The organism is Kitasatospora sp. SC0581 (assembly GCF_048159585.1).
Classification (GTDB): Bacteria; Actinomycetota; Actinomycetes; order Streptomycetales; family Streptomycetaceae; genus Kitasatospora.
In genome coordinates this window covers 13,144-40,040 of sequence record NZ_JBLRWA010000001.1, presented here as the reverse complement: position 1 = coordinate 40,040, position 26,897 = coordinate 13,144, and the positions used below count along the sequence as shown (strand labels likewise).

The following is a 26,897-nucleotide window of genomic DNA, read 5'->3' as shown; positions in this document are numbered from 1 at the left end:
CCAAGGCTGTTGAACGGCAGGTTGATGGTGGGATCGGGTGGCTGAGAGCGGGAGTCCCTCGGAGCGGATCGCGGCCGAGCTCCGACGTCGCATCGCGGCAGGGGAGTTGGCGCCGGGGGCGCGGGTGCCGTCCACCCGGCGGATCACCCAGGAGTGGGGCGTCGCGATGGCCACGGCGACCAAGGTGCTGAACCGCCTCCGGGAGGAAGGGCTCGTACGGGCCGTTCCCGGGGTGGGCACGGTGGTGGCCGGGAAGGCAGCTCCGGAGGAGGTCCGGGCCCGGGAACCGCGGCGGGAACCGGCGCGGGAAGCGCGGCCGGTGGCGGAGCCGGCCACGGCGCCGACCGCGGCGCGGCGGGTGAGAGCGGGCGGCGAGGGTGAGCTTACCCGGGAGCGGATCGTCGCGACGGCCGTCCGGGTGGCCGACGAGGAGGGGCTGGCGGCGCTGTCGATGCGCCGGGTCGCGACCGATCTGGGCGTCGCGACGATGTCGCTCTACCGTCATGTGCCCGGCAAGGACGAGCTGTTGCGGCTCATGACGGACGTGGCGTTCGGGGAGCAGCCGCTGCCCGAGCCGCTGGCGGAGGACTGGCGGGAGGGGCTGGAGGCGGTCGCCCGGCTGCAGTGGCGGATCTACCGGCGCCACCCGTGGCTGGCCTCCACGATGTCCTTCACCCGGCCCGTGCTGGCGCCGGACGCCGCACTGCACACCGAGCGGTCGATGGCCGCCCTGGCGGGGCGGGGTCTGAGCGGCGAGGAGATGGCCCAGGCGGCCGTCGCCCTGGCGGCGTTCGTGTGCGGGCTGGCCGTCCACTTCGAGCGGGAGGCGCAGGCCGAGCAGGACAGCGGGCTGTCCGCGGAGGAGTGGATGGACCGGGTGGAGGGTGAGGAGCACGCCCGGCTGATGGTGGATCCGGAGCGGTTCCCGATGTTCGACGCGATGAACCGGGGGCCGGAGATCGACCTGGGCCTGGAGGCGCTGTTCGAGTTCGGGATGGCGCGGATGCTGGACGGGGTCGGTCTGATGATCGAGCGGCGGGGGCAGGGGGCGGCGAACAGCTGACAGGTAACAGATTTCAGATTTCGTTCGCTGAAATCTGTCAGCTGTTATCTGTCGGTTGTTACCTGTCAGCCGTCAGCCGTCAGCTGTCCGTTGACGGTCGTCACCCGTTCGCGGTGACGGCGCGCAGCGGCTTCCCCCGCCTCCGGCTCAGCCGAACGGGCGGTTCTGCGGTTCGGCGTCCGCCTCCTCCGCCGGCTCCGGTTCGGGAGCCGACAGGTCCGGGAGGCCCCCGATGGCGAACGGGTTGAAGTCCGGCGGCGGGACCATCACCGGCGTGCCCTTACCCGGAGCCGGCTCCTCCGCGTCCCCGCCCTGCCCCGAACTCCGCTCCGCCGCCGCGGCCGCGGCGGGCGGTGCCTGGGCCGGGATGACGGGCGGGGTCGAGGGCGGCGGCGGGACGGCCGGGCCCTGGGAGGGGAGAGTCGTGCCGAACGGGTCGGCCTTCTGCTCGGCCGCGACCGTGGTGCCGAACGGATCGGCGACCGGAGCCGCCCCGGCGGGCCGGGTGGCGGGCGCGTCGCCCGACAGGTCCGGGATGCCCCCCATGGCGAAGGGGTTGAAGTCCGGCGGCGGGACCATCACCGGGGTGCCCTTCGGTCCGCCCTCGGTGTCCGGTGCCGCCTGGTCCCCACCGGCGGCGGGGACCTCCGGGGTCTCCGCGACCGGCGCGAAGGGGTTGAAGTCCGCGGGAGGCACCCGTACCGGTGTGCCGCGCAGGTGCACCGGCCTCTCCTCCGGTGCCTCCGCCGCTGCCTCCTCGACGGCGGCAGCAGGCGACGGGGTCGGGGCGGGAGCGGGCGCCGGGGTCGGAACGCTGCTCACCGCGGCGGCCGGGACGGCGGCCGCGGCGCCGGGGACCGGTACGCCGTCCCAGCCGAACTGGATGCTCTTCAGCAGCTCCGCGAACGCCTCCGTGTACAGCTCCCAGTCCTCCGGCCGTGCCGTGGACAGCTGGGCGCACAGCACCGTCCCGCCGTCCGGCAGCGGCACGAAGGCCTGGACGGCCGAGGTGACCACCCAGCGCCGCTGTCCGTCGGCGGCCAGCGGTCCGGGTACCGGGACGGTCCGGCCCTCGACCAGGACGGCGGCCGGTCCGGCCGGCAGCAGTACGGTCCACACCTCGGCGTGCCGCCGGACGGTGGCCAGCTCGGTGGCGAGCGCGGTGATCGGCAGCGGGTGCCGGGCGAGCGAGACGACCAGGGCGGCGTCCGAGGCGCGGTCGTCCAGCTCCAGCGCGCAGACGCCGGCGTACACGACGCCCGCGTCGCGGATCAGGTCGGCCAGGGTGGCGGAGATCACCGCGAAGTCGCGCCGCGGCTCCGGACCGGTCGCGCTGAACAGCTCCTCGGCGACCTCGGCCAGGTGCCGGGCCAGCTCATCGGCGGCCGCCACGGTGGCCGGGGCGCTCCCACCGCTCGCACTGCCACCGCTCGCACTGCCGCCGCTCGCACTCCCACCGGTCGCGCTGCCGCTGGTCCGGTCCACGCCGTCGGGCAGCGGGGGCACCGTACGGGCGGAGACGCCGGGCGGGCCGCCCGGGGAGGTCAGCGAGTGGAAGCCGGGCGGTACGACCAGCCGGACCTCGGCGCCCGCGCCGGTGGGCAGTTCGACCGGCTGGCGGGTCTGCTGCCCGGCCGCCAGCGCGGCCAGCGCGGGGGCGAACGGCGGACGCAGCTTGGCGTCGGCGAACTCGCCGGTGACCGGGAGCTGGAACAGCACGGCCGAGGTGGTGCCCCGGTCGGCGATGGCACCGCGCACCGCGCCGCCGCCGTACCGGGCCTGGAGCGCGGTGACCACCCGGTCGGTGAGCCGCGCGCCGGTGCCCGGCCGTCCGGTGCCCGCGGTGGTCACCGTGCCGAGCCGGTCGAGGGCGGTGTGCACCGGGCCGTTGGGGGCCAGCGGCAGGGCGAACAGCGCCTCGGCGGCGGGGTGTTCGGCCGTCCGCAGGGCGCTCAGCGAGGCCGCCGGGTGGCGCGAGGTGTGTTGGTCGAAGAGGGCGTCGGTGAGGGTGCCGAGGGTCGCGCAGACCTGCTCCGCTGCCGCGAAGGGATTGGCCTCCACGCTGAACTGGACGTCCTGGGTCACCTGGTGAGCCCCCCGCTCTGCTCCGTCTGCTGTCGGTGGTTCGGGTGGGACCGGCCCCGGCGCGGCGGCGCGCCGTCAGATCCCTGCTCATTCCTATCAGAGCCCACTGTCCTGACCGAACCGCAGGATCACCCGATGATCACTTGGACGGTCGGCGCGCGGCGACGAGTCCGGCGCCGACCCCGGCTACCGCTCCGCCGGGCACGGTTACCGCTCCGCCGACCGCGCGGGTCACTCGGCGGCGGCCCCGGTGGCGTGCGCGGACCCGTCGTCGGGGGTGTCGGCCGCGAGCGCGGTGACCGCCTCGACGATCCCCGGTACGGCGAACAGTCCCGCAAGGTCCCGCACCAGGCGCCCGGTCGGGCCGTCGGGGCGCTCGTCGGCGAAGAAGGAGGCCAGTTCGGCGGCGAGCGCCGGCTCACGGGCGGCGGTGAGGGTGAGCGCCGCGACGAACTCCTGCACCAGGTGCAGTTGGAGTTCCGCCAGCGGCACCGAGCGCTCGGACAGCCACTCCAGCGAGGTGATCTCGGCGTTGGCGATCCAGGCCCGGACGGTCAGCCGCAGCCCGACGCTCGGCGCGGGGATCGCCAGGTGGGCCAGGATCTGCTCCTGCGCCGCCCGGCGCACGTCGTCGATCACCGCCGAGGTGCCCGCGCTGGCCGCCACCGAGCCGCCGCGCAGCAGGGCGGCGAAGCCCGGCCCGTGGCTCTGTACGAAGTCCAGGTAGCGGCCCATCACCCGGTGCAGCCGCTCCGACAGCGGCCCCTCCATGGGCTCCTCGAACCGCGCCGACAGTTCCCGCCCGGCCCGCCGCAGCGACTCCTCGTACAGCGCCTGCTTGCCGGGGAAGTAGTGGTAGACCAGCGGCCGGGAGGCGCCCGCGGCGGCGGCGATGTCGTCGATCGACACCTCTTCCGGCGGTCGGCGGCTGAACAGCTCCAGCGCCACGGCGATCAGCTGCTCCCGCCGCTCGTCCACGCTCAGCCGCCGACGCGGCCGCCCGCCCGCCGCCCCGGCGGATGCGGAGGTCCGTGCTGCGTGGTCGGCCGTCGGAGACGGCGTACGGGAGGCCATGCGCGCCACCCTAGTTCGTCGCGGGCCCTCCGGTGGAGCCTGGGGCGCGCCGCCCGTCGGCCCGCACGCCGTCTCCGAAGCCCGCACGCCGCCCCGCACCGCGAACCGTCGGCCCCGAGGCTGCGGCGGCGCTAGGCGGACCGGAGCTCCAGGTAGCGGCGGTAGGCCTCCAGGCCGTCGGGGACGAAGGTGTCGCGGGTGAGGCGGTCGGCGAGTTCGGCGGGGGTGAGCCAGGCGTGCCAGGCGACCTCGGACTCCTGGGGGGAGACCGGGCCGTCCCACTCCGCCTCGTACATGTCGCACCACCAGGAGAGCCGGTCCTGTTCGAAGAGGAACTTGAACAGGGGCCGCGGGGTGACGCCGTGGACGCCGAGTTCCTCCTCGGCCTCGCGGACGGCGGCCTCGGCGTAGGTCTCGCCGGAGCCGACCACGCCGCCGACGAACATGTCGTACGCGCCGGGGGCGAACAGCTTGGTGTCGGTGCGGCGGTGGACGAAGATCCGTCCGGCCGGGTCGCGGACCAGGATGAAGACGCAGCGGTGGGTGAGCCCGCGCCGGTACACCTCACCGCGCAGGGCGGTCCCGATCACGCGGTCGTGCTCGTCGACGATGTCCAGCAGTTCTTCGGCAGGGTTGGTCATGGGGGACAGGTTAGGGTTTCGGGGCTCGGTTCGAACGAATTCGATCGAAGAAGGATTGAAGGAGATCGAAAGCGAGCGCACATGGCATGAGAAGCAGCGGAACTGGTCGAGGACGGCACGCGGTGGTGGAGATCTGGGGCGAGACGGCCGAGGGGTTCGAGCCCGTACGGGAGGCCTTCGCACGGAACTTCGCCGACTACGGCGAGCTCGGCGCGGCCTTCGCGCTGTACGTGCGCGGCCGCAAGGTGGTCGACCTGTGGGGCGGCGACGCCCGGCCGGAGGTCGGCGGCCGGCCGGCGCCCGCGGTGCCGTGGACGGCGGACACCGCCCAGGTGCTGCGCTCGGTCACCAAGGGCCTCACCGCGACCGCCGCGCTGCTGCTGGTCGAGCGCGGCCTGCTCGACCTGGACGCCCCGGCGGCCTCGTACTGGCCGGAGTTCGCGGCGGCCGGCAAGGGCCGCGTCCCGGTGCGCCAGCTGCTCTCGCACCAGGCCGGGGTGCCCGCGCTGGACGTGCCGCTGCGGCTGGAGGACGTGCTCACCTGGGAGCGCGCGGCCGCCGCCGTCGCCGCGCAGGAGCCCGCCTGGGAACCCGGCACCGCGCACGGCTACCACCCGTACACCTTCGGCTGGCTGGTCGGCGAGGTGGTGCGCCGGGTGAGCGGCCGGACCATAGGCCAGTACTTCGCCGAGGAGGTCGCCCGGCCGCTCGGGCTGGACCTGTGGATCGGGCTGCCGGCCGGCGCCGCCCCCCGGGTCGGCAAGCTGGTCGACCTGCCGGCCCCGGAGGCGGCGCGGACCGGTCCGAGCGGGCTGCGGCTGCGGCCCAAGCAGTCCGTCCGGGACGCCTACCAGGACCCGGCCTCGCTGACCGCCCGCTCCTTCGCCTCGGTGCGCCCCGGCGTGGACCTCAACGACCCGGCGGTGCAGGCCGCCGAGATCCCCGGGGCCGGCGGCATCGGCACCGCCCGGTCGCTGGCCCGGTTCTACGCGGCGCTGATCGGTGCGGCCGACCGTGCGGACGGCTCCGGCGCGCTGCTGCCGCCGCTGCTCGGCCCCGAGGTGCTGGCCCGCGCGGTCGGGCCGGCGGTGAGCGGGCCGGACCGGGTGCTGATCGTCAACTCCACCTTCGGCCTGGGCTTCTGGCGGCACGGCCCGACCGCGCCGATGGCCTCCCCGGCGAGCTTCGGCCACCCGGGCCGGGGCGGCTCGCTCGGCTTCGCCGACCCCGACCTGGGGCTGGGCTTCGGCTACGTCACCAACGGCATGCAGCCGGGTGTCACCGGGGACGTCCGCTCGCGGAACCTGATCCGCGCGGTGCGGGGGTGCCTGGGGCTGGACCGGTAGCCCCGGGGTCAGCCTGTAGCCCCGAGGCCCGGCCGGTAGTCCCAGGCCTGGCTGGTGGCCCCGGGCCAGGCCGGTCGCTTCAGGCCTGGCCGGTCTCGAAGCGGCGGATCTTCCCGCCGTCGACGGTGAAGCGCCACGCGGTGCGCATCGTGCCCCAGGTCTCGTTGGTGAACTCGGCGACCAGCGCGTGGCCGCCGTGCGATTCGGTCTGGACGGCCATCCGGCCGTTCGGGCCGAAGATCTCCCGGTCGACCCAGTCCGCCAGGTCGCGCTCGGACCCGTCGTCGGACATGGTCGCGTCCGCGGCGAGCAGCGCGAAGAAGGCCTCGCGGTCGCCCGCGTTGACCGCGGTGACGAAGGCGCGGACGGCGGGGTCGCTGAGTTTCGTGGGGGCGATGGTCACGCGGGACTCCCGGATCGGGGTTGGGGTACGGGGAGTCCTGTCTACGGCTTTCGCGCGGGCCGTCCGGGCATGTCGGCGGCGCGTCGGTGAATTGGGCGCATTCATGTGCTTTGATCCCCGGAACAGGCGAATCGCCCCGGAGCCCGCCACGGGGAGTGGCGAGGAGCGGGAGGCCCTGGTGGGCCTCCCGCTCCGCTTTGCCGCTCCGCTCCCTGGAGGAAGCCGACTTCCTAGAAGAAGCCGACCGCGTCGGGGGAGTAGCTGACCAGCAGGTTCTTGGTCTGCTGGTAGTGCTCCAGCAGCGCCTTGTGGTTCTCCCGCCCGATGCCGGAGTTCTTGTAGCCGCCGAAGGCCGCGTGGGCCGGGTAGGCGTGGTAGCAGTTCGTCCAGACCCGGCCCGCCTGGATGGCGCGGCCGGCCCGGTGGGCGGTGTTGAGGCTGCGGGTCCAGACGCCCGCGCCGAGCCCGTACTGGGTGTCGTTGGCGAGGGCGACGGCGTGGTCGAAGCCGTCGAAGCGGGTGACCGAGACGACCGGTCCGAAGATCTCCTCCTGGAAGACCCGCATCGAGTTGTCGCCCTCGAAGACCGTCGGCGTGACGTAGTACCCGCCGGCCAGCGCGCCGCCGAGGTCGGCCCGCTCGCCGCCCGCCAGGAGCTTGGCGCCCTCCTCCTGGCCGATCTCGAAGTAGGAGAGGATCTTCTTCAGCTGTTCGACACTGGCCTGGGCGCCGACCTGGGTCTCGGTGTCCAGCGGGTCGCCCTGGCGCATCGCCCGGACCCGCTCCAGGCCGTCGGCGAGCAGCCGCTCGTAGATCGCGGAGTCGATCAGCGCGCGGCTGGGGCAGGTGCAGACCTCGCCCTGGTTGAGGGCGAACATCGCGAAGCCCTCGACGGCCTTGTCGTAGAAGGCGTCCGAGGCGGCGGCGACGTCCGCGAAGAACACGTTCGGGCTCTTGCCGCCGAGCTCCAGCGTGACCGGGATCAGGTTGTCGGCCGCCGAGCGGGCGATCAGCCGGCCGGTGGTGGTCTCGCCGGTGAAGGCGACCTTGCGGACCCGGGGACTGGCGGCGAGCGGGGCGCCGGCCTCCTCGCCGAAGCCGGTGACGATGTTGAGCACGCCGGGCGGCAGCAGGTCGGCGGTCAGTTCGGCGAGCAGCAGCACCGAGGCCGGGGTCTGCTCGGCGGGCTTGAGCACCACCGCGTTGCCGGCCGCGAGCGCCGGGGCGAGCTTCCAGATCGCCATCAGGATCGGGAAGTTCCACGGGATGATCTGGCCGACCACGCCCAGCGGCTCGTGGAAGTGGTACGCCACGGTGTCCTCGTCCAGCTGGGAGAGGCTGCCCTCCTGGGCCCGCAGCGCACCGGCGAAGTAGCGCAGGTGGTCGACGGCGAGCGGGAGGTCGGCGGCCAGCGTCTCGCGCACCGGCTTGCCGTTCTCCCAGCTCTCCGCGACGGCCAGCCGCTCCAGGTTGGCCTCCATCCGGTCGGCGACCCGCAGCAGCACCTGCGCCCGCTCGGCGGCCGAGGTGCGGCCCCAGGCCGGGGCGGCGGCGTGGGCCGCGTCCAGGGCGGCCTCGATGTCCTCGGCGGTGCCCCGGGCGACCTCGGTGAACACCTCGCCGGTGACCGGGGTCGGGTTGCCGAAGTACTCGCCGCGCACCGGGGGCGTCCAGTCGCCGCCGATCCAGTGCTCGTACCGGGAGCGGTAGGCGACGATGCTGCCGGGGGTGCCGGGGGGCTGGTAGACCGTCATGCTCGGTGTCTCCTCGCTGCGTCGGGTGCCGTCGGTGCGGCTCGGGCCGCGGGCGGCACGCCGGACCGCCCGGTCAGGGGGCGGTCCGGCGGGAGGGGTGGGACACGCCATCGGACCGGCGCCCCGCCGGGCGCCCGCCGTCGAGCACGATAACCGCCCGGCGCCCGGCGCGGCTACGGTCCGTACGCCGGGCCCGTACGGAGGGTGTGTCCGCCGGCCGCTCCCGGGGGCGTGCCGACGGGAGTCCGGAGCCGATCACCAGGGGCGCCCCGGAGCGGATCACCTCGGGCGCCCGGAACCGGATCGCTGCGGGGCGCGCGTTCGGGCCGCGTTCCCGCGGCGTGCCGCCGCACGCCGCCGCGTGGCCCGGACGGCGCTCCCGGGGCGGGCCGCCGTACGCCCGTCGGGCGGTTCGGGGCGGACGCCGGTCAGACCGCGTGGTACCGCCCGGTGCGGGCCTCCCAGCTGAGGTAGCCGGCCAGCCAGGTCAGCAGTCCGTCCGCGTACCGCTCGGCGATCACGCGTTCGATCCGGGAGAGGCCCAACTCGCGGTGGACGTCCGGCAGTCGGTCGCGCAGCTCGGCGCAGCGGTCGACCATCAGCTGGGCCTCGGCGATGACCGCCGCGCAGGCCTCCTCGGCCGAGCAGCACCGCTCCCGCTGGACGATCATGACCAGGTTGTTCACGTCCCCGCGCGGCGCCTCCAGCGGGTAGGAGCGCACGTCGTTGCTGAGGGACGGTATGTCGGCGGCCAGCTGGCGGAGTTGGCGCAGCACCGGGTGGTGCAGGACGGCGGCCGGGACCTCGAACTGGCCCAGGCGTTCGACCATGTCGAAGATGGTCTCCATGGCCGCGGTGCCCCGTCGGAGCTCCAGGTAGCCGTCGCGGTCCGGCGGCCGGGTGGAGATCCGGCCGGCCGCCTCGGCCGGGTGACTGGCCAGGTAGTACTCCCAGTTGTAGGCGGCGCGGGCCTGCCAGCGGGCCGGCATGCCCTGGACGCTGCGGTCCCACAGGTCGGCGAACGCGGTCTCGACCGGGGAGTCCTGGTCGGGGCGGGCGCCGTGCAGGACGGCGATCAGCCGTTCGCAGATCGGGGCGACTTCGGCGGGGCGGCGGCCGAGCGGGCCGTCGAACTGGTCGTCGAAGAGGAAGTAGAAGCCCATCAGGTCGGCGGCCAGGGCGAGTTCGTCCGGACCGGCGTCCGGGTAGCCGAGCGCGGCGAGGTCCACCACTTCCCAGTGGGCGTAGCCGGGGTGGTCGGCGTCGGGTAGCAGGGGGTGGCGGATGAGCCAGTCCCGGTGCAGTGCGGTGGCGCGCGGGCCGTGCGGACTGCGGCGGTGCGGGAACGGAATCTGAAGTGAGGTGTCGTCAGACATCGGACTCCCGGTGCAGCGGAGGTTGGGGGCGCTTTTTGTTCGAGCGCTGATGGTGGGGGGAGTTGACGCGGCGAGGCGCGGGCGGTGGGGGTGGGTTCCGCAAGATCATCCGAACCTCGAAGGCCGTAGGGTATCTGATGCAATGATCGGACGTTAGGGATATAGGGCAGTTGCCCTTGACAAGCCGCCCGAACCCTCACCGTCCGCCCCAGCCTGCACGAATGCCCCACGGGAACGGCCGCGCGGCGCTAACCTCGGCTGCACGCAGTGATGGAGCTGTGACGCGAGCGGGCGAGGCGGAGGCACGACGGTGACCGAGCAGGAGAACGCAATTCGGGCGGGTGCTGGTTCCGCCCACGAGGGCGACGGCACCGCGCCCCGGGTCCGGCTGCACGACCGCGACTCCGAACTGCGCTCGGTGGAGGCCGCCGTGGACCAGCTCTGCCGCGGCTTCGCCGCAGGTGGCACCGAGATCGGTGACCTGCTCACCTTCTCCGGCCGCCCCGGCATCGGAAAGACCAGTCTGTTGCACGAGGTCCGGCGGCTCGCCAAGCTCCGCGACGGCGCCACCGTGCTCTTCGCCCGAGGCGGAGAACGGCAGTTCAAGGATCCGTACCACGTGCTGCGGCAGCTGCTCCAGCCCGTGCTCAGTGACCTGCCGCCGGACGTGTTCGCCCAGGTCATGGGCACCTGGGAGGAGGTCGTCGGACCGGCCATGGGCCTCAAGCAGCCCAAGGCCGGCGCCCGCCGCCTCGACCCGCAGGGCGTGCGCGACGGCCTCGACTACGTCCTCACCCAGCTCGCGCCGCGCCGGGCGCCGATGGTGATGATCGTCGACGACCTGCACTGGGCGGACGGGGAGTCACTCTCCTGGCTGACCAAGTTCGCCATCCGATCGAGTGAACTTCCCGTCCTGCTCGTCTTCGCCTTCCGGGAGGACGAGAGCGACTGGCCCACCGAGACCCAGGAATTCCGCCGGGCCGTCCTCGGACTCAAGGCGCGCAGGCACGAGCTCAACCGCCTCAACCTCAGCTCGGTCACCGACATGATCCGTGCCGAACTCGGCGACAAGGCCGAGGAGGCCTTCTGCTACGAGTTCTGGAACGTCGTCAACGGCAACCCGTTCGAGGTCATCGCCCTGCTCGACCAGGTCCGCGACCAGGAGCTCGAACCGGTCGAGGAGAACTCCCGGCAGCTGCGCGAACTCGCCGTCGACGCCACCGGGATGACCCTCAAGAGCTGGCTGGACCGGCTAGGCGCCAGCACCCTGCGGTATGCCTGGGCCTGCGCGATGCTGGGCACCGACATCCGGGTCGACCTCGCCACCCGGATCTCCACCCAGAGCACCGAGGGCGCCCGCGAGTCCATCAAGCAGCTGCGCAAGCAGCGAGTGCTGACCCAGACCCCCAACGGGAACCTGGAGTTCGTCCACCCGCTGATCGCCAGCTCCATCTACAACACCATGCCTGACGCCACCCGCCTCGGCATGCACGGCATCGCCGCCGCCGAGATCGAGAACGCCGGACTCGGCCTGCTCGCCGCCTCCCGCCACCTGGTCGAGACCCACTCCGGCGAGGGCGACGACCGGATCGTCAAGAAGCTGCGCCGCGCCGCCATCGAGCACCAGCTGATCGGCGCCCCCGAGGCCGCCCAGCGCTGTCTGCACCGCGCGCTCAACGAGCCGCCCGCCGACGAGATCAAGGCCGAGGTGATGTACGAACTCGGCTGCTCCGCACTGCTCACCGACCCCGTCGCCACCGTCAACCAGCTCAAGCTGGCCCTCGACCCCGACGAGCTGCCGCTGCGGCCCGAACTGCGCGTGGACGCCACCTTCCGGCTCTCCGAGGTGCTCGCCCACGCCGGTGAGCTGGGCGAGGCCGCCCTGGTCTGCCAGCGCGAGGCCGAGCAGACCGTCGACCCGGCCGGCCGTCAGCGGCTCCAGGCCGCCTCGTTCATGTGGCACGCCTTCCGCAAGTCCGAGGAGGACGGCCCGGGCCGCTCCGCCCGGCTCGGCGAGATGTGCCGGAGCCTGAACGGCAAGGAGGCCTCCGCCCGGGCCGTACTCGCCATGCGCGCCTGGGACCTCACCCTGCGCGGCGCCCCGTCCGCGGAGGCGCTCGCGCTCGCCGACGAGGTCCTCGACGGCGGGCGGCTGCCCAAGGGCCTCGGGTGGACCGACACCACCTGGGGCTTCGAACTGCCCTCGATGCTCTGCCTCACGTACATCTACAACGACCGCATCGCCCAGGCCGAACGGCTGGCCGCGGACGCCATCATCCAGTTCGAGGTGGCCGGTTGGAGCGGCGCCCACCGGGGCTTCGCCTACTTCCTGATGGGCCTGGCCCGGTTCCGCCGCGGCCTGCTCGCCGAGGCCGAGGACTTCCTGCGCCGGGCGCACCGCATCTCCGAGCGGATCGGGGACATGCTGCCGCTGGCCTGGGACGCGGTCGGCGTGCTGGTCGACACCCTGCTCGCCCGCGGCCGGATCGACGAGGCCTGGCAGCTGGCCAACGACTCAGGCTTCCACCCGCCGTACCACGCGACCGCCATGGTGCTGCCGGACGCAGCCTCGTTGTACGGCAAGCTGCTGGTCGCCAAGACCCGCAACGCGGGCGCGGCCGCCGCGCTCACCGAGGCCGGCTCCCAGCTGGAGATCCGCGGCTGGCGCAACACCGTCTGGGCGCCCTGGGCAGGCCACCTCGCCATCGCGATTGCGGGCGACGAGCCCGAGCGTGCCCGGGAGTACGCCCAGAAGGCGGTCCATGACGCGCGGGCCTTCGGCACCGCCTCGGCGATCGGCAGCGCGCTGCGGCTGTACGCGCGGATCGAGCACGGCCGACAGGCGGTCGAGCTGCTGGAGGAGGCCGTGGCGTACCTCGGGCAGTCCCCGGCCGGCTACGAGCACGCCGTCGCGCTGGTCGACCTCGGGGCCGCGCTGCGCCGGGTCGGTCGGCTGGACGACGCCCAGGAGTGCCTGTACCAGGGCATCGAGCTGGCCCAGCACTGCTCGGCGGAGGGGCTGGTCGACCGGGCGCGGCAGGAGCTCGCCAACTACGGCCTGCGGCCCAACCGGGTGGGGCTGCGCGACTTCCGGGACACCCTGGAGACGCTCAGCAGCTCGGAGTGGGAGGTCGCCAAGCGGGCCGTGCAGGGCGTGCCGCCGCAGCGGATCGCCGACGAGCTCGGGGTGCCGATCGGAATCGTCAACCGGCGGCTGGCGGCGGTCTACCGCAAGGCGGGCAGCGGGCCGGACGGCCTGGCCTCGGCGCTCGGGCTGCCGCCGCAGCAGCGGGACCTGGGGCGGCTGGGGGACCTGAACGACTAGGCGACCGGCCGGTGCCGGGCGCGGCGGTCAGCGCCCGGCGGTCGGGTCCGGCGCACGGCGTGCGGATGGTGGACGGCGGCGCGCGGGGCGGCGCGTGGGCTGGTGGAAGCGCCCCCGCTGCCGCCGCCGTCGCTAGGCTGACGGACACGGGGCTGCCGCGGCGCCCCCTCGACGGACCCGGAACCGGGCGGACGCGGTGCAACGCCCGCCGCCAGTGAGGAGCAGGCCAATGGCGAGCGAGGCCACCAGCGTGCGGCAGGAACCCCTGGACCCTTCGGGCGCGGGTGCCGCGATCGAGCGCTGGACGCTCACGGCCGGCCCGTACGAGGCGAGCGTGCTCACCCTCGGGGCGACCCTGCACACCCTGAGCGCACCGGACCGCTCCGGCCGCTCCGCCCAACTGCTGCTTGCCACCGACCGGTTGTCCGAGATCCTCGGCCCGGCCCGGCACTACGGCACGGTGGTGGGCCGGTACGCCAACCGGATCGACCGCTCGTCGGTCACCATCGACGGCGAGGAGCACCAGCTCGCTCCGACCGGCGGCGGCATGACCATCCACGGCGGTCCGGACGGCTTCGCGCACCGGATGTGGGCGGCCGAGCCGGTCGAGGGCGGGGTGCGGCTGGCGCTGCACAGCCCGGACGGGGACCAGGGCTTCCCCGGCGCGTTGGACGTCACCGTCACGTACACCCTGGACGCCTCCGGTGAGCTGGTGATCGCCTACCGTGCCGTCACCAGCAAGCCGACCGTCGTCAACCTGACCAACCACGCGTACTTCAACCTCGCGGGTGAAGGCAGCGGCGACGTCCTGGGCCACCTGCTCACCCTGGACGCCGACGCGTACACCCCGGCCGACGAGCGGCAGATCCCGTACGGTCGGACCGAGCCGGTGGCCGGCACGCCGTTCGACTTCACGGCGGCCACGCCGATCGGCAAGTCGGTGCACGACGAGCACCCCCAGCTGGCCGGGCCCGGCGGCTACGACCACAACTGGGTGCTGCGCGCCCGTCCCGCGGACGGGGCCCCGGTGCGGGCCGCGCTGCTGGAGGACCCGGTCAGCGGCCGCACCCTGGAGGTGCTGACCACCGAGCCGGGCATCCAGGTCTACACGGCGAACAAGTTCCAGGGCGCGGTCACCGGCGCGAGCGGCGTCCCGTACGGGCCGTTCGCCGGGATCGCCCTGGAGACCCAGCACTTCCCGGACTCCCCGCACCACCCGGCGTTCCCCAGCACGGAGCTGCGGCCGGGGGAGGAGTTCCGCTCGACCACCGTGCTCCGGCTGGGGACCCACCAGTAGGACCGGTGGGACCGAACCGACGGGTGGGACCGAACCGACGGCTGGGACCGACCGGCAGGGCTGATCAGGAGGACCGGCCGGCCGGGGCCGGCGCTACGGCCGCAGGTCCCGGCGCATGCAGAGCCGGGGCCAGCGGTCCAGGCCGTGCTCGGCCTCCTTGCGGCGGATCTCCCGCAGGCCCGGCGTGAGTTCCTCCTCGGCCAGCGGCCGAAAGCCGCAGCGGGCGTAGTAGGGGGCGTTCCAGGGGACCTCAACGAAGGTCGTGAGGGTGAGCGCGGGGGCGTCGGCGGTTTCGGCGAGGTGCTCGATCAGCGCCCGGCCGATGCCGCGGCGGGCGTGGTCGGGGTGCACGGAGACCTGTTCGATGTGGAGGGCGCCGTCCACCGGCTCGGCCAGCAGGTAGGCGGCGACGGTTCCGTCGGGGGCCTCGGCGAGCAGGGCGACGCCCCGCTCCAGGTAGTGCGCCAGCTCCTCGGGTGCGGGGGGTTCGTCCTCGGCGATCTCCGGCATGCCGATCGCGGCGAAGGGTGCGCCGGCGGCCCGCTCCAGCTCGGCGAGCAGCGGAAGTTCGTCCCTGGTGACGGCTCTGATTCGCATGCGTCCAGTCTGCTGCAGAGCGTTTCCGGCCACGCACGGTGGTTCCGTCGGCCAGCCCACGGAGGGGTGAATCGGGCGAAACGGGGCAATCGGTGCCGCCGTCAACTACCGAGTGGCTACGTCCAGGACACGCGGGCGTAACGATCGCGGTTTCTTGCAGAAACTTGCTGCAAGGACTTTCCGTCCCTCTTGCGCCGCTGTTAACTTCCTTCCCGAGCCCGACGGCAGCAACGGTGCGGTCGGCACGAGGCAGCCATTATGCGCCTGTCTCGGAACATCTCGGGCACCCCCACCCTCCCTAGGAGTTCTCATGCGGCGTGGCATCGCGGCCTCTGCCCTCGTTGTGGCCCTCGCGGTCTCGATGGCTGCCTGTGGCAGCAGCGGCTCCAGCTCCGACGGCAAGGCCGACGGGCCGGTCACCCTCACGTACTGGGACACGTCGAACGCCACCAACGAGGCGCCGAACTACCAGGAGCTCGTCAAGAAGTTCGAGGCTGCGAACCCGACCGTCAAGGTCGACTTCGTCAACGTGCCGTTCGACCAGGCGCAGAACAAGCTGCAGACCGCCATGGGGGCCAAGGGTGCTCCGGACGTGTTCCGCTCCGAGGTCGGCTGGACCGCCGCCTTCGCCAAGGCCGGCTTCCTGGAGCCGCTGGACGGCACCCCGGCCGCCGCTGACACCTCCGCCTTCCAGCCGAGCCTGATCCAGCAGGCCAAGTACGAGGGCAAGCTGTACGGCGTTCCGCTGGTGACCGACACGCTCGGCCTGCTCTACAACAAGGAGCTGTTCACCAAGGCCGGCATCACCGAGGCGCCGAAGACCTGGGACGAGCTGAAGACCGACGCCGCCGCCGTCAAGGAGAAGGCCGGCGTGGACGGCTTCTGGCTGAAGGCCGCGGACGGCTACTACGCGATGCCGTTCCTGTACGGCGAGGGCACCGACACCGTCGACGCCGCCGGCAAGAAGATCAGCGTCGCCTCGCCGGAGGCCGTCAAGGCCGTCGAGACCTACAAGACGATGTTCACCTCGCCCGGCACCGTCAAGGCCGACGTCACCACCGACGCCTACGCCCACATGATGGACGCCTTCAACAGCGGCAAGGTCGCGGCGATCGTCCAGGGCCCCTGGGAGATCACCAACATCTACAAGGGCTCGGCCTTCGCCGACAAGAACAACCTCGGCATCGCCGCCGTCCCGGCCGGCTCCAGCGGCAAGGCCGCCGCTCCCACCGGTGGTCACAACATCGCCGTGTACGCGGGTGCCGACAAGGCCCACAAGGCCGCCGCGGAGAAGTTCGCCGCCTTCATGACCTCGGCCGAGAGCCAGGCGTTCATCGCGCAGAAGAACTCCACCCTGCCGACCCGCTCCGACGCCTTCACCGCCGACGTCAAGGCCGACCCGGGCATCGCCGGCTTCCAGGCCGTGCTGAGCAGCGCCAAGCCGCGCCCCGAACTGCCCGAGTACAGCTCGCTGTTCGCCTCGCTGAGCACCAACCTGGGCAAGGCCGTCCAGGGGACGAGCACCCAGGACGCGCTGAACACCGTCTCCACCGACTACGCCAAGCTCCTGCCGGGCTTCGCCAAGTAGTCCCTGTGCCCGGCCCGCCGGTCGACGGGTGACAGCGGACGAGGAGCGGCCGAACGCGTGACGGCGAACGAATAACAGAGAACAGATTTCATCATCTGTCAGTTGTTCGCCGTCCGCCGTTCGGCGCCGCCCTCACCTGTCGCCCCCCGGAGGGCCGGGCCGTCGGCTCCCCCCGAGAATCCCCCCGAGAAGGTGCAAACGATGTCAGTCGCCGTGCAGGGCGCCACCGGCAAGGGCAGCCGGGAGCGCGAGCAGCGTCCGGGCCTGCTGGAACGCGTCAAGCGGTCCTACGCCAAGCACTGGTACGCCTACGCGATGATCGCCCCGGTCGTGCTGGTGCTCGGCGTGCTGGTGCTCTACCCGCTCGCCGAGGGCATCTGGCTCACCCTCACCGACGCCAACAGCCTCAACATGGCGCGCAAGATCGGCGTCAACGAGATCCCGGCGACCTACCAGTTCGTCGGCTTCCACAACTACGCCGACATCCTGTGGGGCCCGGGCTCGTACGACCGCTTCTGGTCGCACTTCGTCTGGACCATCGCCTGGACGGCCGTCTGCGTCTTCCTGCACTACACCCTCGGGCTCGGCCTCGCGCTGCTGCTCAACCAGAAGCTGCGCGGCCGCGCCGCCTACCGGATGCTGCTCATCCTGCCGTGGGCCGTACCGACCTTCGTCACCGTCTTCTCCTGGCGGCTGATGCTCGCCGACGGCGGCGTCGTCAACAGCATCCTCTCCTTCCTGCACCTGCCCGAGCCGGGCTGGCTCACCGAGCCGTGGGCGCAGAAGGCGGCCGCGATCATGGTGAACACCTGGGCCGGCGTGCCGTTCATGATGATCTCGCTGCTCGGCGGCCTCCAGTCGATCCCGGCCGAGTTGTACGAGGCCGCCGAGATGGACGGCGCCACCGCCTGGCAGCGCTTCCGGTACGTCACCCTGCCCGGGCTGCGCTCCGTCTCCTCCACGGTCGTGCTGCTCGGCGTGATCTGGACGTTCAACCAGTTCAACGTGATCTTCCTGCTGTTCGGCACCGGCGCCCCCGACGCCCAGCTGCTGGTCACCTGGGCGTACCGCCTCGGCTTCGGCCAGATCCCGCGGGACTACGCGCAGTCCGCCGCCTACGGCGTGATCCTGCTGTCCATCCTGATCGTCTTCACCGCCTTCTACCGGCGCTGGCTCGCCCGCAACGAGCAGGCCAACGGCTGAGGCCCCGGACCCAGTTGACCCACGAAGGCAGGTACCCCCGATGAGCACCACCACCGAACTCCCGGCCCGTGCGGCGGCCCCGGCCCCGGCGGCCCGGCCCGCCAAGGTCCGCCGCCGCGGCGAGCGCAGCCCGCTGGCCCGGGCGCTGTCCCACGGCACCCTGATCCTGGCCGGCCTGATCGCGCTGTTCCCGGTCGCGTGGATCCTGTTCGTCTCGCTCGGCCCGGACAAGACCGACTACCTCCACCCCGGCCAGATCCTCGACAAGCTGACGCTGTCGAACTACCAGCACGTGCTGTCCGACACCGACTTCTTCACCTGGTTCGGCAACGCCCTGCTGGTCTCCGGGGTCACCACCGTGTTCGGCGTGATGCTCGCCGCCACCACCGGCTACGCCGTCTCCCGGATGAAGTTCCCCGGGCACAAGCCGCTGATGTGGTCGCTGCTGGTCACCCAGATGTTCCCGATCGCGGTGCTGATCGTCCCGATGTACACGATGCTCTCCGAACTCGGCCTGCTGGACAGCTACACCGGTCTGATCCTGGTCTACTCGACCACCACCGTGCCGTACTGCGCCTGGCTGCTGAAGGGCTACTTCGACACCATCCCGGTGGAGATCGACGAGGCCGGCCGGGTCGACGGGCTCAGCCCGTTCGGCACCTTCTGGCGGCTGGTTCTGCCGCTCGCCCGCCCGGGCCTGGCGGTGGCGGCCTTCTACTCGTTCCTCACCTACTGGGCCGAGGTGCCGTTCGCCTCCACGTTCATGCTCAGCTCCGACAAGTACACGCTGGCCGTGGGCCTGCAGACCTTCGTCAGCGAGCACGACGCCCAGTGGAACCTGATGGCCGCGACCGCCGTGCTGATTGCGATCCCGTCCGCGGCCTTCTTCTACCTGGTGCAGCGCCACCTGGTCACCGGTCTGACCGCCGGTGCCTCCAAGTCGTAGCGCGCCACCGCGTCGTCACGCACCACCCGCAACGCCGCCGTTCCCGACCACGTCGTCACGCGCCTCCACGTCCCGGCGCCTTCCGCTCCTCTAGTCCCCAAGGGATACCGTCCATGACCCAGAACCTGGCCGACACCTCCCGGCCTGCCGCCGACACCGCTCACGAGGCGAACGTCAGCGCGTCCAGAGGCTGGTGGCGGGACGCGGTCATCTACCAGGTGTACCCGCGCAGCTTCGCCGACTCCAACGGCGACGGCATGGGCGACCTGCCCGGCGTCCGCAGCCGCCTGCCCTACCTGCGCGACCTCGGGGTGGACGCGGTCTGGCTCTCGCCGTTCTACGCCTCGCCGCAGGCGGACGCCGGCTACGACGTCGCCGACTACCGCGCCGTGGACCCGATGTTCGGCACCCTGCTGGACGCCGACGCCCTCATCCGGGACGCCCACGACCTGGGCCTGCGGATCATCGTCGACCTCGTCCCCAACCACTCCTCGGACCAGCACGAGTGGTTCCAGCGCGCCCTGCGGGAGGGCCCCGGCTCCCCGCTGCGCGACCGCTACCACTTCCGCCCCGGCAAGGGCGAGCAGGGCGAACTCCCGCCCAACGACTGGGAGTCCATCTTCGGCGGCCCGGCCTGGACCCGCAGTGAGAACCCGGACGGCACCCCCGGCGACTGGTACCTGCACCTGTTCGCCCCGGAGCAGCCCGACTTCAACTGGGAGAACCAGGCCGTCGCCGACGAGTTCCGCTCGATCCTGCGGTTCTGGCTCGACATGGGCGTGGACGGCTTCCGCATCGACGTCGCCCACGGCCTGGTCAAGGCCCCCGGCCTGCCCGACCTCGGCGGCGCCGACCAGCTGAAGCTGCTCGGCAACGACGTCATGCCGTTCTTCGACCAGGACGGCGTGCACGAGATCTACCGCAGCTGGCGCACGATCCTCGACGAGTACCCGGGGCAGCGGATCGGCGTCGCCGAGGCCTGGACTCCGACCGTCCAGCGCACCGCCAACTACGTCCGCCCCGACGAGCTGCACCAGGCCTTCAACTTCCAGTACCTGGGCACCGGTTGGGAGGCCGCCGCGCTGCGTGAGGTGATCGACCTCTCGCTCGACTCGATGCGCCCGGTCGACGCCCCCACCACCTGGGTGCTGTCCAACCACGACGTCACCCGGCACGCCACCCGGTTCGCCAACGAGCCCGGCCTCGGCACCCAGATCCGCACCCCCGGCGACCGGGCGCTCGGCCTGCGCCGCGCCCGGGCCGCCACCCTGCTGATGCTCGCGCTGCCCGGCTCGGCGTACGTCTACCAGGGCGAGGAGCTCGGCCTGCCGGACGTCACCGACCTGCCCGACGAGGTCCGCCAGGACCCGTCCTTCTTCCGCCAGGCCGGCCAGGACGGCTACCGCGACGGCTGCCGCGTCCCGATCCCGTGGTCCGGCACCGAGGCCCCGTACGGCTTCGGCCCGGTGGCCGGCGGGCCGTCCTGGCTGCCGCAGCCGGCCGAGTGGGCCGAGCTGAGCGTCGAGGCGCAGACCGGCGACCCGAACTCCACCCTGGAGCTCTACCGCAGCGCGCTGGCCGTCCGCCGGGCCCAGCCCGACCTCGGCGCCGGCACCGGGGTCGAGTGGCTGGAGAGCCCCGAGGGCACCCTGGCGTTCCGCCGCGGTGCCTTCGTCTGCACCGTGAACACCACCGGCGAGCCGGTGCGGATCGCGGCCCCGGGCACGCTGCTGCTCGCCTCGACCGACCTCGTGGTGGACGGCGGCGAGACGGTGCTCGCTCCGGACAGCACCGGCTGGTGGGCGGTCTGACGTGGTTGGAATAGGCTCTGGGACCGTGACTACGGCGCGACTCTCAGACATCGCGGCGCAGGCGGGGGTCAGCGAAGCCACCGTCTCCCGCGTGCTCAACGGCAAGGCGAACGTTTCCGCCGCCACCCGGCAGACCGTGCTGGCGGCACTCGACGTGCTCGGGTACGAGCGGCCGACCCGCCTTCGCCAGCGCAGCGCCGGGCTGATCGGCCTGATCACGCCGGAGCTCAGCAACCCGATCTTCCCGGCGCTGGCCCAGGTGATCGAGCAGGTGCTCAGCCGACACGGCTACACCCCGGTGCTGTGCACCCAGACGCCGGGCGGGTCCACCGAGGACGAACTGGTGGACATGCTGGTGGACCGGGGCGTGGCGGGCATCGTCTTCGTCTCCGGCCTGCACGCCGACACCACCGCCGACCACGACCGCTACGCCCGGCTGGCCGGGCGCGGGGTGCCGTTCGTGCTGATCAACGGCTACAGCGAGAAGATCGACGCGCCGTTCATCTCGCCGGACGACCGCGCCGCGATGTGGATGGCCGTCCAGCACCTGGCCGAACTCGGGCACGAGCGGATCGGACTGGCCGTCGGTCAGCGCCGGTACGTACCGGTGCTGCGCAAGATCGAGGGCTTCACGGCGGCGATGCGCGAGGTGCTCGGGCTCGGCCGGGAGGAGGCCGAGAACCTCGTCCACCACACGCTGTTCAGCGTGGAGGGCGGGCACGCGGCGGCCGGCGCGCTGCTCGACAAGGGCTGCACGGCGATCGTCTGCGGGAGCGACATGATGGCGCTCGGGGCGATCCGGGCGGTGCGGCAGCGCGGGTTGTCGGTGCCGCAGGACGTGTCGGTGGTCGGCTTCGACGACTCTCCGCTGATCGCCTTCACCGAGCCGCCGTTGACCACGATCCGCCAGCCGGTCGAGGCGATGGCCACGGCGGCGGTGGACGCGCTGCTGGAGGAGGTCGGCGGGAACGCCGCCCAGCGCGGCGAGTTCATGTTCCAGCCGGAGCTGGTGATGCGCGGGTCCACCGGGGCCTGCGCGCGCTGAACCCCGGCCGCCACGGCCGTCGGACGGGCCCCGGAGGGCGATCGCTCTCCGGGGCCCGTCGGCGTGCGCGCGGTCGGCCGTCGCGGGCCGTGGCAGGCCGTGGGGTGGGTCAGCCCTCCTGGGCGGTCGGGCGGTCGGCGGTCAGGCGGTGCCCGTCGGCGGCCTCGCCGGTACGGGTCTCGGTGCGGCGGCCGCGGGCCAGGTAGTCGCGCAGGACCAGCTCGACGGCGTCCTGGGGGCTCTTGGTGCCGGAAAGCATCATCGCGTCGATCGCGAGGTTCGCGTCGAGGGTGACGGTGACCTGGGCCATGTGACTCCTCCTCGGGTGCAGAGCAGCAGCATGCCCGCTGGGGCGGCGATCCACCACGGAACGGGGTGGAACCGCGGTCGGGAACGGTCGGGCACGCCGGGGCCCCGGGAACGCCGGAACCCCCGGGGAGGAGCGACCAGACTCTCCCCGGGGGTGGTGGGCGGTCAGCGTTCGGACGACGGCCGACAGCTGACGGATAACAGCTGACAGATGTTGAAAGCTGTCAGCTGTTATCTGTTACCCGTCAGCTGTTACCGGCCGTCCGTCGGCCGTGCGCCGTGGACCGTGCGCCGTCCTCAGACCCGGCCGGCGAAGTCCGGGGCCCAGTTGGCGATGCTCTGCTCGCGGACGCCCGAGCTCGGGTTGGCGGCCTCGACGTACTTGCCGTTGCCGACGTAGATCGCGACGTGGTAGACGCCGGAGTCCTTGCCGTTGTTGGACCAGAACAGCAGGTCGCCCGCCTGGAGGCTGTCCAGCGAGACGTGGGTGCTGGCGGCGGCCTGGTCGGCGGCGACGCGCGGGACGGAGACGCCCGCGGCGCGCAGCGCGGCCTGGGTCAGGCCGGAGCAGTCCCAGCCGCCGTTGCCGGTGCCGCCGTAGACGTACGCCTGACCGACCTTCGACTGGGCGAAGGAGACCGCGGCGGCCATGCTGCCGGTCGCGGCCGGCGCCTGGGTCTGCGTCTGGGCCTGGGGCTGCGGAGCGGGCTTGGTGGCGGGCTTCGCGGCCGGCTTGGTGGACGGCTTGGCGGCCGGGGCCTCGGGCTGCGCGGTCGGCTGGGCGTTCACGGCACCGCCGTTCGCGGACTGGCCGGACTTCTGCGAGCGGTCGAACCAGGTGAAGTCCGAGCCGGACGTGCCGGCGGAGGACTGGCCGGCCCGGGCCTGGCCGTTGCCGCCGAAGGACAGCTGCTGGCCCGGGTAGATGGTGTCCGGACCCTCGGTCAGGGTGCCGCGGTTGAGGTCGTACAGCCGCTGCCAGCCGCCCTGCACCTTGTGCTGGTCGGCGATCGCGGACAGCCAGTCGCCCTCGACGACGGTGTAGTCGCCGCCCTGGGCCTGCTGCTGGCGCTTCTGCACCCAGTCGCTCCGGTTGCCGGAGGCGGCGGAGTCGGTGGAGGCCTGCGCGTCGCCCTGGGCGGGCGCGGCGGGCTTCGCGGCGGGGGTCTGGGGCTGTGCGGGCTTGGCGCTGGGCTTCGCGGCCGGAGCGGCCGGCTTGGCGCTCTGGGCGGGCGCGGCGGGCTTGGCGGCGGTCGAACCCGCCGAGGTGTCAACGGCGGCCGCGGCGCCGCCCTTGGTGAGCCCGGCCTGGACCGAGCAGACCGGCCAGGCGCCGGGGCCCTGCGAGGCGAGGACCTTCTCGGCGACGGCGATCTGCTGGTCCTTGGCGGCCAGGTCGGCGCGGGCCGCGTAGGCCGTGCCGCCGAAGGCGGACCAGGTGCTGGAGGTGAACTGGAGGCCGCCGTAGAAGCCGTTGCCGGTGTTGATGCTCCAGTTGCCGCCGCTCTCGCACTGGGCGACCTTGTCCCAGGTGGCGACGGAGGCGGCCGAGGCGGTGCCGGTGGTGAGGCAGGGGACGGTGAGGCCGACGCCCGCGACGCCGAGGGCGGCGATCACGCGACGGGTACGGCCGGACAGACGGGTGCCGTTGGTGGGCAGCATGAAGACGTGGTCCTCTCCCACGCCTGCGAGGTGAGCTGTCGGATTCGGGCTGGAGTTGCCCGGCCGTGCGGTGAGCACGGCTTCACCCCTAGCCCTGGACCGTTCCGGAGAGCGGTCCGGGGCGACTTACCTGTGGGTCCCCCGCTCCTGCCGTGGTGCGTTTTCGCGCTTCCAGGACATCCGACGGCAGGACTCGGCGTTGCGGATGACCGGGTTCGTGTGGTCACGAACGGGGAGCACGTTAATCAGACTTAAGTTCAAACTGCAAACCACTGTGATGTGCATCACGGTTTAGTGGAAACTGCCAAAATTGCCACTCACCATGATCGTAAATGATCGTTTTCAGGCAATGCTGTTGTGGAAGCCGACAACTGGCTCCGCCTCAGGAGTGGCGTGACGGTGCGTCGAATCGCGGAGTGGCGCACTCCGGCGGGTGGGGGAGCGGTCGCGATCGGAGCATGTGAATCCACGCTCCCTATTTCCTTTCAAATAGCGCCAGAACGGACATTCCCCTTCATTGCCGGGTGACTCCCGTACGGGACGGACGGGGTGGGGGAAGTACGCGGAAGGGCCCGGAACGCGATCCGTTCCGGGCCCTTCGGTGCGCGCGAACCCGCGCGCGGTGTCCTTATCGTCCGCCAGGCCCCTCGGCGGCCGCGTGGGCGCCACGGGAGCCCTCCACGACCCCCTCGGCCTCGGCGGCGGCCGCCGCCTCCGCCTCGGCCCGTGCCAGGTCCTCCGGGGACGGCGTGGGCAGCGCGGCCAGGTAGGTGGAGGCGATCAGCTGGCCGACCGACGGGTAGGCGCCCAGCGGCGCGGCCGACGGGCAGCCGGTCTCCTCGGCGGCGGTGGCGAGCAGCTCGGAGTCCGCCTCCGGGCCGATCACCAGCGGGGCCAGCGCCGGGCGCTGCGAGCCGGTGTCCTTGAGGTGGTTGACGGCCGCGGCCACCGAGCCGGGCACGTCGAGCGCGGCGGCGACGACCGGCACGGCCAGCCGGGCGGCCAGCAGCACGCCGGTGATGCCGGCCGCGGCGGCCGCGTCCTCGCCGCCGACGGTGGTCAGCACCACGCCGTCCGCGGCGGTCGCGATGGCGAACAGTCGGGCGCGGTCGGCCCGGGCCAGCCCGGCCTCGGAGAGCCGGACGTGCACGGCCTCGGCCAGCAGCGGGTGCGGGCCCAGCGGGTCGGTGACGGGCGCGCCGTACTCGGCGGCGAGCGCGTGAAGCCCGGTCAGGAAGGTGTGCGGGCCGGGCACCAGCGGCACCAGGACGGGCATCGGCCGCCCGGCCTCGGCGGCCAGGGCCAGCAGCTCGGCCACGGTGCGGTCCTCGCCGCTCGCGCCCGCCGCACCGTCACCGGGGAGGTAGCCGACGGCGGTCTGGACGCCGTTCTGCTCGGTGCGGACGATCGAGAGCAGCTCCTCGACGACCGAGCGGGACTCGGGCCCGGCGGTCGCGGGCACGGCGAGCACCAGGGCCGGGGCGCCGGCCGGGATCTCGGGGCGCTCGGGACGACGGTGGCGCCCCCGCGCACGGGAGCCTGGAGTACGGACGGGCAGTGGCGCGCCCGGAATGGCTGCGGTGCTCATGCCGGAGATCGTAGGACATCGGCCCGTCCGGCTTGCAGTCGGCTGCCGTACGGGTTTCGCGTGCTCGCGGTACGGACCCGGTGCGTCTCCGGCGCCGGTCCGGGCGCTTTGCCTACAATCCGGACATTCTTCGCCCAACCCCCGCATGGTGGCCGGTGCTTGTCCCGACGCGATCCGAGGGGACGGGCGTTGCACCCTGGGCGCGTGAGATGTCTCACAGCATGAGCCCGGCTTGACGGAGGGTCACGGGCGGGCGACTCCCGGCATTCGAAGATCAACATTCAGCGGGGAGGTGCTCACGGCCGGTTATCGCGGGCTCGACGATTCATCGGCTATGTCCGTTTACGTACCGTCAGGGGAAGGGCCCGTGAAGAGTTCGCGGCTGCGGGTAAAAGGCCTCGTGCACCTGCAATGTCCCGTGCTGATGCACGTGCACTGCGGCTATCATCACGTCAAGTGAGGCGTTGTGCCGGACCGGTACGGGGCCGGTCCGTTCGTTTCGGCGGTGCCGGGGGCGCCGCGCTGGACGACAACTCCGGAGCTCTTCGGGAGATTTCTATGCACGACTCGCAGGACACGCACGGCTCGTACGACACCTACAACGGGATGGCCGCCGCCGATCTCCAGGGGGTGGTCTGGCAGAAGAGCCGGCACAGCAACTCCCAGGGCAACTGCGTCGAGTTCGCGGCCCTGCCGGGCGGCGATGTGGCGATGCGCAACTCGCGGTTCCCGGACGGCCCCGCACTCATCTAAACCCGGGCCGAGATCTCCGCCCTGCTGCTGGGGGCGAAGGACGGGGAGTTCGACCACCTGGCGGTCTGACCAGCCGCCGTGCTCCATCATCGGGGGGCCGTCGTGGGTGCCGACACCACGACGGCCTTTGTCTTTGTCTCCTCCGGATGTCTTCGCTCCGGAGGCCTCTCCCGGATCCGTCCGGCCGCCCGGCCGCGCTGAGCCGCTCGCGGTTCCGTGGTGCCGGAGGCTCTCGACGGGGCCTGCTGGAAGCGCCCGGGGTGCGGTCCTCCCGGGGTGTCCGTCGACCGGCCGCGCGCCGTCCGGCGCGGGGTCCGTCCCGAAGGCAGGGCTCCTCCGGAGCGCAGGGCCTGTCCCGGGGTCAGGGCTCGTCCGGAACGCCGGGCCCGCTCGGAGCACGGGGCCCGCTGGGAGTACAGGACCCGCTCGGAGCGCGGGGCCCGTCCTAGGCCGAGCGCCGATGCCGTCCGCCGACGTCGACGGGACCGTCGAGCGGTGAGCGGCCGCCGAGCCCGGGGTGTCCGTCCAGCGGGGAACCGCCGACCGACTCGGCCTCGAACATCGCCCAGACCACCTTGCCGCTGCCCAGCGGGTGCCAGCCCCAGGAGCGGCTGAACGACTCCACCAGGTGCAGCCCGCGGCCCGATTCGGCGACGAAGTCGGCCTCCCGGGCGACCGGGCCGGTGCTGCTCGGATCGCTCACCGCGCAGACCACCTGGGGTGCGCGGTGCACCAGGCTTATTCGGATCGGCAGCCGGCCGTCCGCGGTCGGCTTCATGGGAAAGTCGTACTCGCCCAGGGCGCCGCCCGACGGGTCGGGCCGTGCGCCGATCGCATGCCGGAGCGCGTTGGTCACGAGTTCCGAGGCCACCAGCGCGACGTCGTCGAACAGTTCCGTCAGGCCCCAGAGCTGGAGCGTGCTCCGAGCGAAGTCCCGCGCGGTTCTGACGGCTTCGAAGCGAGGAGCGAGCGTACAGGTGACCACATGGGGGTCAACCGCCAAAGCCGTACCGGTGCTCATGAAGAGCTCC

At 72.8% G+C, this 26,897-nt stretch carries 20 protein-coding genes, 1 pseudogene and 1 riboswitch; of the genes and pseudogenes, 10 read left to right on the top strand and 11 right to left on the bottom strand.

The annotated features are described in order from the left end of the window. Window positions 1–37: 37 nt before the first annotated feature. Window positions 38–1,063: a TetR/AcrR family transcriptional regulator C-terminal domain-containing protein gene (locus ACLWS4_RS00170; protein WP_416872997.1), complete on the top strand. Its 1,026-nt coding sequence runs from the start codon at window positions 38–40 to the stop codon at window positions 1,061–1,063. Window positions 1,064–1,210: 147 nt separating this feature from the next. Here the strand turns inward: ACLWS4_RS00170 and ACLWS4_RS00165 are convergent, their stop codons facing one another. From ACLWS4_RS00165 to ACLWS4_RS00155, 3 genes are all read right to left on the bottom strand, one after another. Further along, window positions 1,211–3,148: a hypothetical protein gene (locus ACLWS4_RS00165; RefSeq protein WP_416872996.1), complete on the bottom strand. Its 1,938-nt coding sequence runs from the start codon at window positions 3,146–3,148 to the stop codon at window positions 1,211–1,213. 231 nt (window positions 3,149–3,379) lie between these two features. Further along, on the bottom strand, window positions 3,380–4,222 hold the full coding sequence (locus tag ACLWS4_RS00160; protein WP_416872995.1) for a TetR/AcrR family transcriptional regulator: 843 nt from the start codon (window positions 4,220–4,222) through the stop codon (window positions 3,380–3,382). Window positions 4,223–4,353: 131 nt separating this feature from the next. Further along, window positions 4,354–4,863, bottom strand: a complete 510-nt coding sequence (locus ACLWS4_RS00155) for an NUDIX hydrolase (protein ID WP_049649511.1) — start codon at window positions 4,861–4,863, stop codon at window positions 4,354–4,356. Between the two features lie 122 nt (window positions 4,864–4,985). Here ACLWS4_RS00155 and ACLWS4_RS00150 point away from each other — a divergent pair, with 122 nt between their 5' ends. Next, a complete protein-coding gene (locus ACLWS4_RS00150) occupies window positions 4,986–6,209 on the top strand; it encodes a serine hydrolase domain-containing protein (protein ID WP_049649512.1) in 1,224 nt (407 codons plus the stop codon). Between the two features lie 79 nt (window positions 6,210–6,288). On the opposite strand, the gene ACLWS4_RS00145 is transcribed toward ACLWS4_RS00150, so the two are convergent. From ACLWS4_RS00145 to ACLWS4_RS00135, 3 genes are all read right to left on the bottom strand, one after another. Then, window positions 6,289–6,612 (bottom strand): hypothetical protein, encoded by a 324-nt coding sequence (locus tag ACLWS4_RS00145; RefSeq protein ID WP_049649513.1) that lies wholly within the window; start codon window positions 6,610–6,612, stop codon window positions 6,289–6,291. A 230-nt stretch (window positions 6,613–6,842) separates the two neighbouring features. Next, the gene (locus tag ACLWS4_RS00140) at window positions 6,843–8,366 is read right to left on the bottom strand and encodes an aldehyde dehydrogenase family protein (protein ID WP_049649514.1); all 1,524 of its coding nucleotides are present in this window, start codon (window positions 8,364–8,366) and stop codon (window positions 6,843–6,845) included. A 428-nt stretch (window positions 8,367–8,794) separates the two neighbouring features. Beyond that, window positions 8,795–9,742 (bottom strand): terpene synthase family protein, encoded by a 948-nt coding sequence (locus ACLWS4_RS00135; protein WP_049649515.1) that lies wholly within the window; start codon window positions 9,740–9,742, stop codon window positions 8,795–8,797. A gap of 310 nt (window positions 9,743–10,052) precedes the next feature. Between ACLWS4_RS00135 and ACLWS4_RS00130 the strand changes: the two genes are divergently transcribed. Both ACLWS4_RS00130 and ACLWS4_RS00125 read left to right on the top strand, forming a co-directional pair. Then, a complete protein-coding gene (locus tag ACLWS4_RS00130; protein ID WP_079272478.1) occupies window positions 10,053–13,067 on the top strand; it encodes an ATP-binding protein in 3,015 nt (1,004 codons plus the stop codon). Between the two features lie 229 nt (window positions 13,068–13,296). Continuing rightward, window positions 13,297–14,364 carry an aldose epimerase family protein gene (locus tag ACLWS4_RS00125; protein WP_079272479.1) on the top strand — a complete coding sequence of 356 codons (1,068 nt, stop codon included), beginning with the start codon at window positions 13,297–13,299 and terminating at the stop codon, window positions 14,362–14,364. A 93-nt stretch (window positions 14,365–14,457) separates the two neighbouring features. Here ACLWS4_RS00125 and ACLWS4_RS00120 read toward each other — a convergent pair whose 3' ends face one another. After that, the gene (locus tag ACLWS4_RS00120; RefSeq protein ID WP_074004380.1) at window positions 14,458–14,961 is read right to left on the bottom strand and encodes a GNAT family N-acetyltransferase; all 504 of its coding nucleotides are present in this window, start codon (window positions 14,959–14,961) and stop codon (window positions 14,458–14,460) included. A gap of 310 nt (window positions 14,962–15,271) precedes the next feature. Here ACLWS4_RS00120 and ACLWS4_RS00115 point away from each other — a divergent pair, with 310 nt between their 5' ends. The 5 genes from ACLWS4_RS00115 (at window position 15,272) to ACLWS4_RS00095 (ending at window position 21,554) form a co-directional block, all read left to right on the top strand. After that, the gene (locus ACLWS4_RS00115) at window positions 15,272–16,549 is read left to right on the top strand and encodes an extracellular solute-binding protein (protein ID WP_074004381.1); all 1,278 of its coding nucleotides are present in this window, start codon (window positions 15,272–15,274) and stop codon (window positions 16,547–16,549) included. Between the two features lie 201 nt (window positions 16,550–16,750). Then, window positions 16,751–17,752 (top strand): carbohydrate ABC transporter permease, encoded by a 1,002-nt coding sequence (locus ACLWS4_RS00110; protein ID WP_049650566.1) that lies wholly within the window; start codon window positions 16,751–16,753, stop codon window positions 17,750–17,752. Between the two features lie 40 nt (window positions 17,753–17,792). Beyond that, the gene (locus ACLWS4_RS00105) at window positions 17,793–18,698 is read left to right on the top strand and encodes a sugar ABC transporter permease (RefSeq protein ID WP_049650565.1); all 906 of its coding nucleotides are present in this window, start codon (window positions 17,793–17,795) and stop codon (window positions 18,696–18,698) included. Window positions 18,699–18,811: 113 nt separating this feature from the next. After that, a complete protein-coding gene (locus ACLWS4_RS00100) occupies window positions 18,812–20,509 on the top strand; it encodes a glycoside hydrolase family 13 protein (RefSeq protein WP_049650564.1) in 1,698 nt (565 codons plus the stop codon). Between the two features lie 25 nt (window positions 20,510–20,534). Further along, a complete protein-coding gene (locus ACLWS4_RS00095; protein ID WP_181970866.1) occupies window positions 20,535–21,554 on the top strand; it encodes a LacI family DNA-binding transcriptional regulator in 1,020 nt (339 codons plus the stop codon). Between the two features lie 109 nt (window positions 21,555–21,663). Here ACLWS4_RS00095 and ACLWS4_RS00090 read toward each other — a convergent pair whose 3' ends face one another. The 3 genes from ACLWS4_RS00090 to ACLWS4_RS00080 form a co-directional block, all read right to left on the bottom strand. Then, window positions 21,664–21,864, bottom strand: coding sequence for a hypothetical protein (locus ACLWS4_RS00090; protein WP_117492512.1), 201 nt, complete (start codon window positions 21,862–21,864; stop codon window positions 21,664–21,666). A gap of 296 nt (window positions 21,865–22,160) precedes the next feature. After that, window positions 22,161–23,546: a transglycosylase family protein gene (locus ACLWS4_RS00085; protein ID WP_416872994.1), complete on the bottom strand. Its 1,386-nt coding sequence runs from the start codon at window positions 23,544–23,546 to the stop codon at window positions 22,161–22,163. Beyond that, window positions 23,533–23,703, bottom strand: a riboswitch (cyclic di-AMP (ydaO/yuaA leader). It overlaps the preceding gene by 14 nt. 450 nt (window positions 23,704–24,153) lie before the next feature. Continuing rightward, a complete protein-coding gene (locus ACLWS4_RS00080) occupies window positions 24,154–25,113 on the bottom strand; it encodes a hypothetical protein (protein WP_234348297.1) in 960 nt (319 codons plus the stop codon). A gap of 558 nt (window positions 25,114–25,671) precedes the next feature. On the opposite strand from ACLWS4_RS00080, the pseudogene ACLWS4_RS00075 reads away from it, so the two are divergent. Continuing rightward, window positions 25,672–25,935: pseudogene (locus tag ACLWS4_RS00075) on the top strand (DUF397 domain-containing protein). 376 nt (window positions 25,936–26,311) lie between these two features. Here ACLWS4_RS00075 and ACLWS4_RS00070 read toward each other — a convergent pair. Beyond that, window positions 26,312–26,887, bottom strand: coding sequence for an ATP-binding protein (locus ACLWS4_RS00070; protein ID WP_241853036.1), 576 nt, complete (start codon window positions 26,885–26,887; stop codon window positions 26,312–26,314). Window positions 26,888–26,897: the final 10 nt, after the last annotated feature.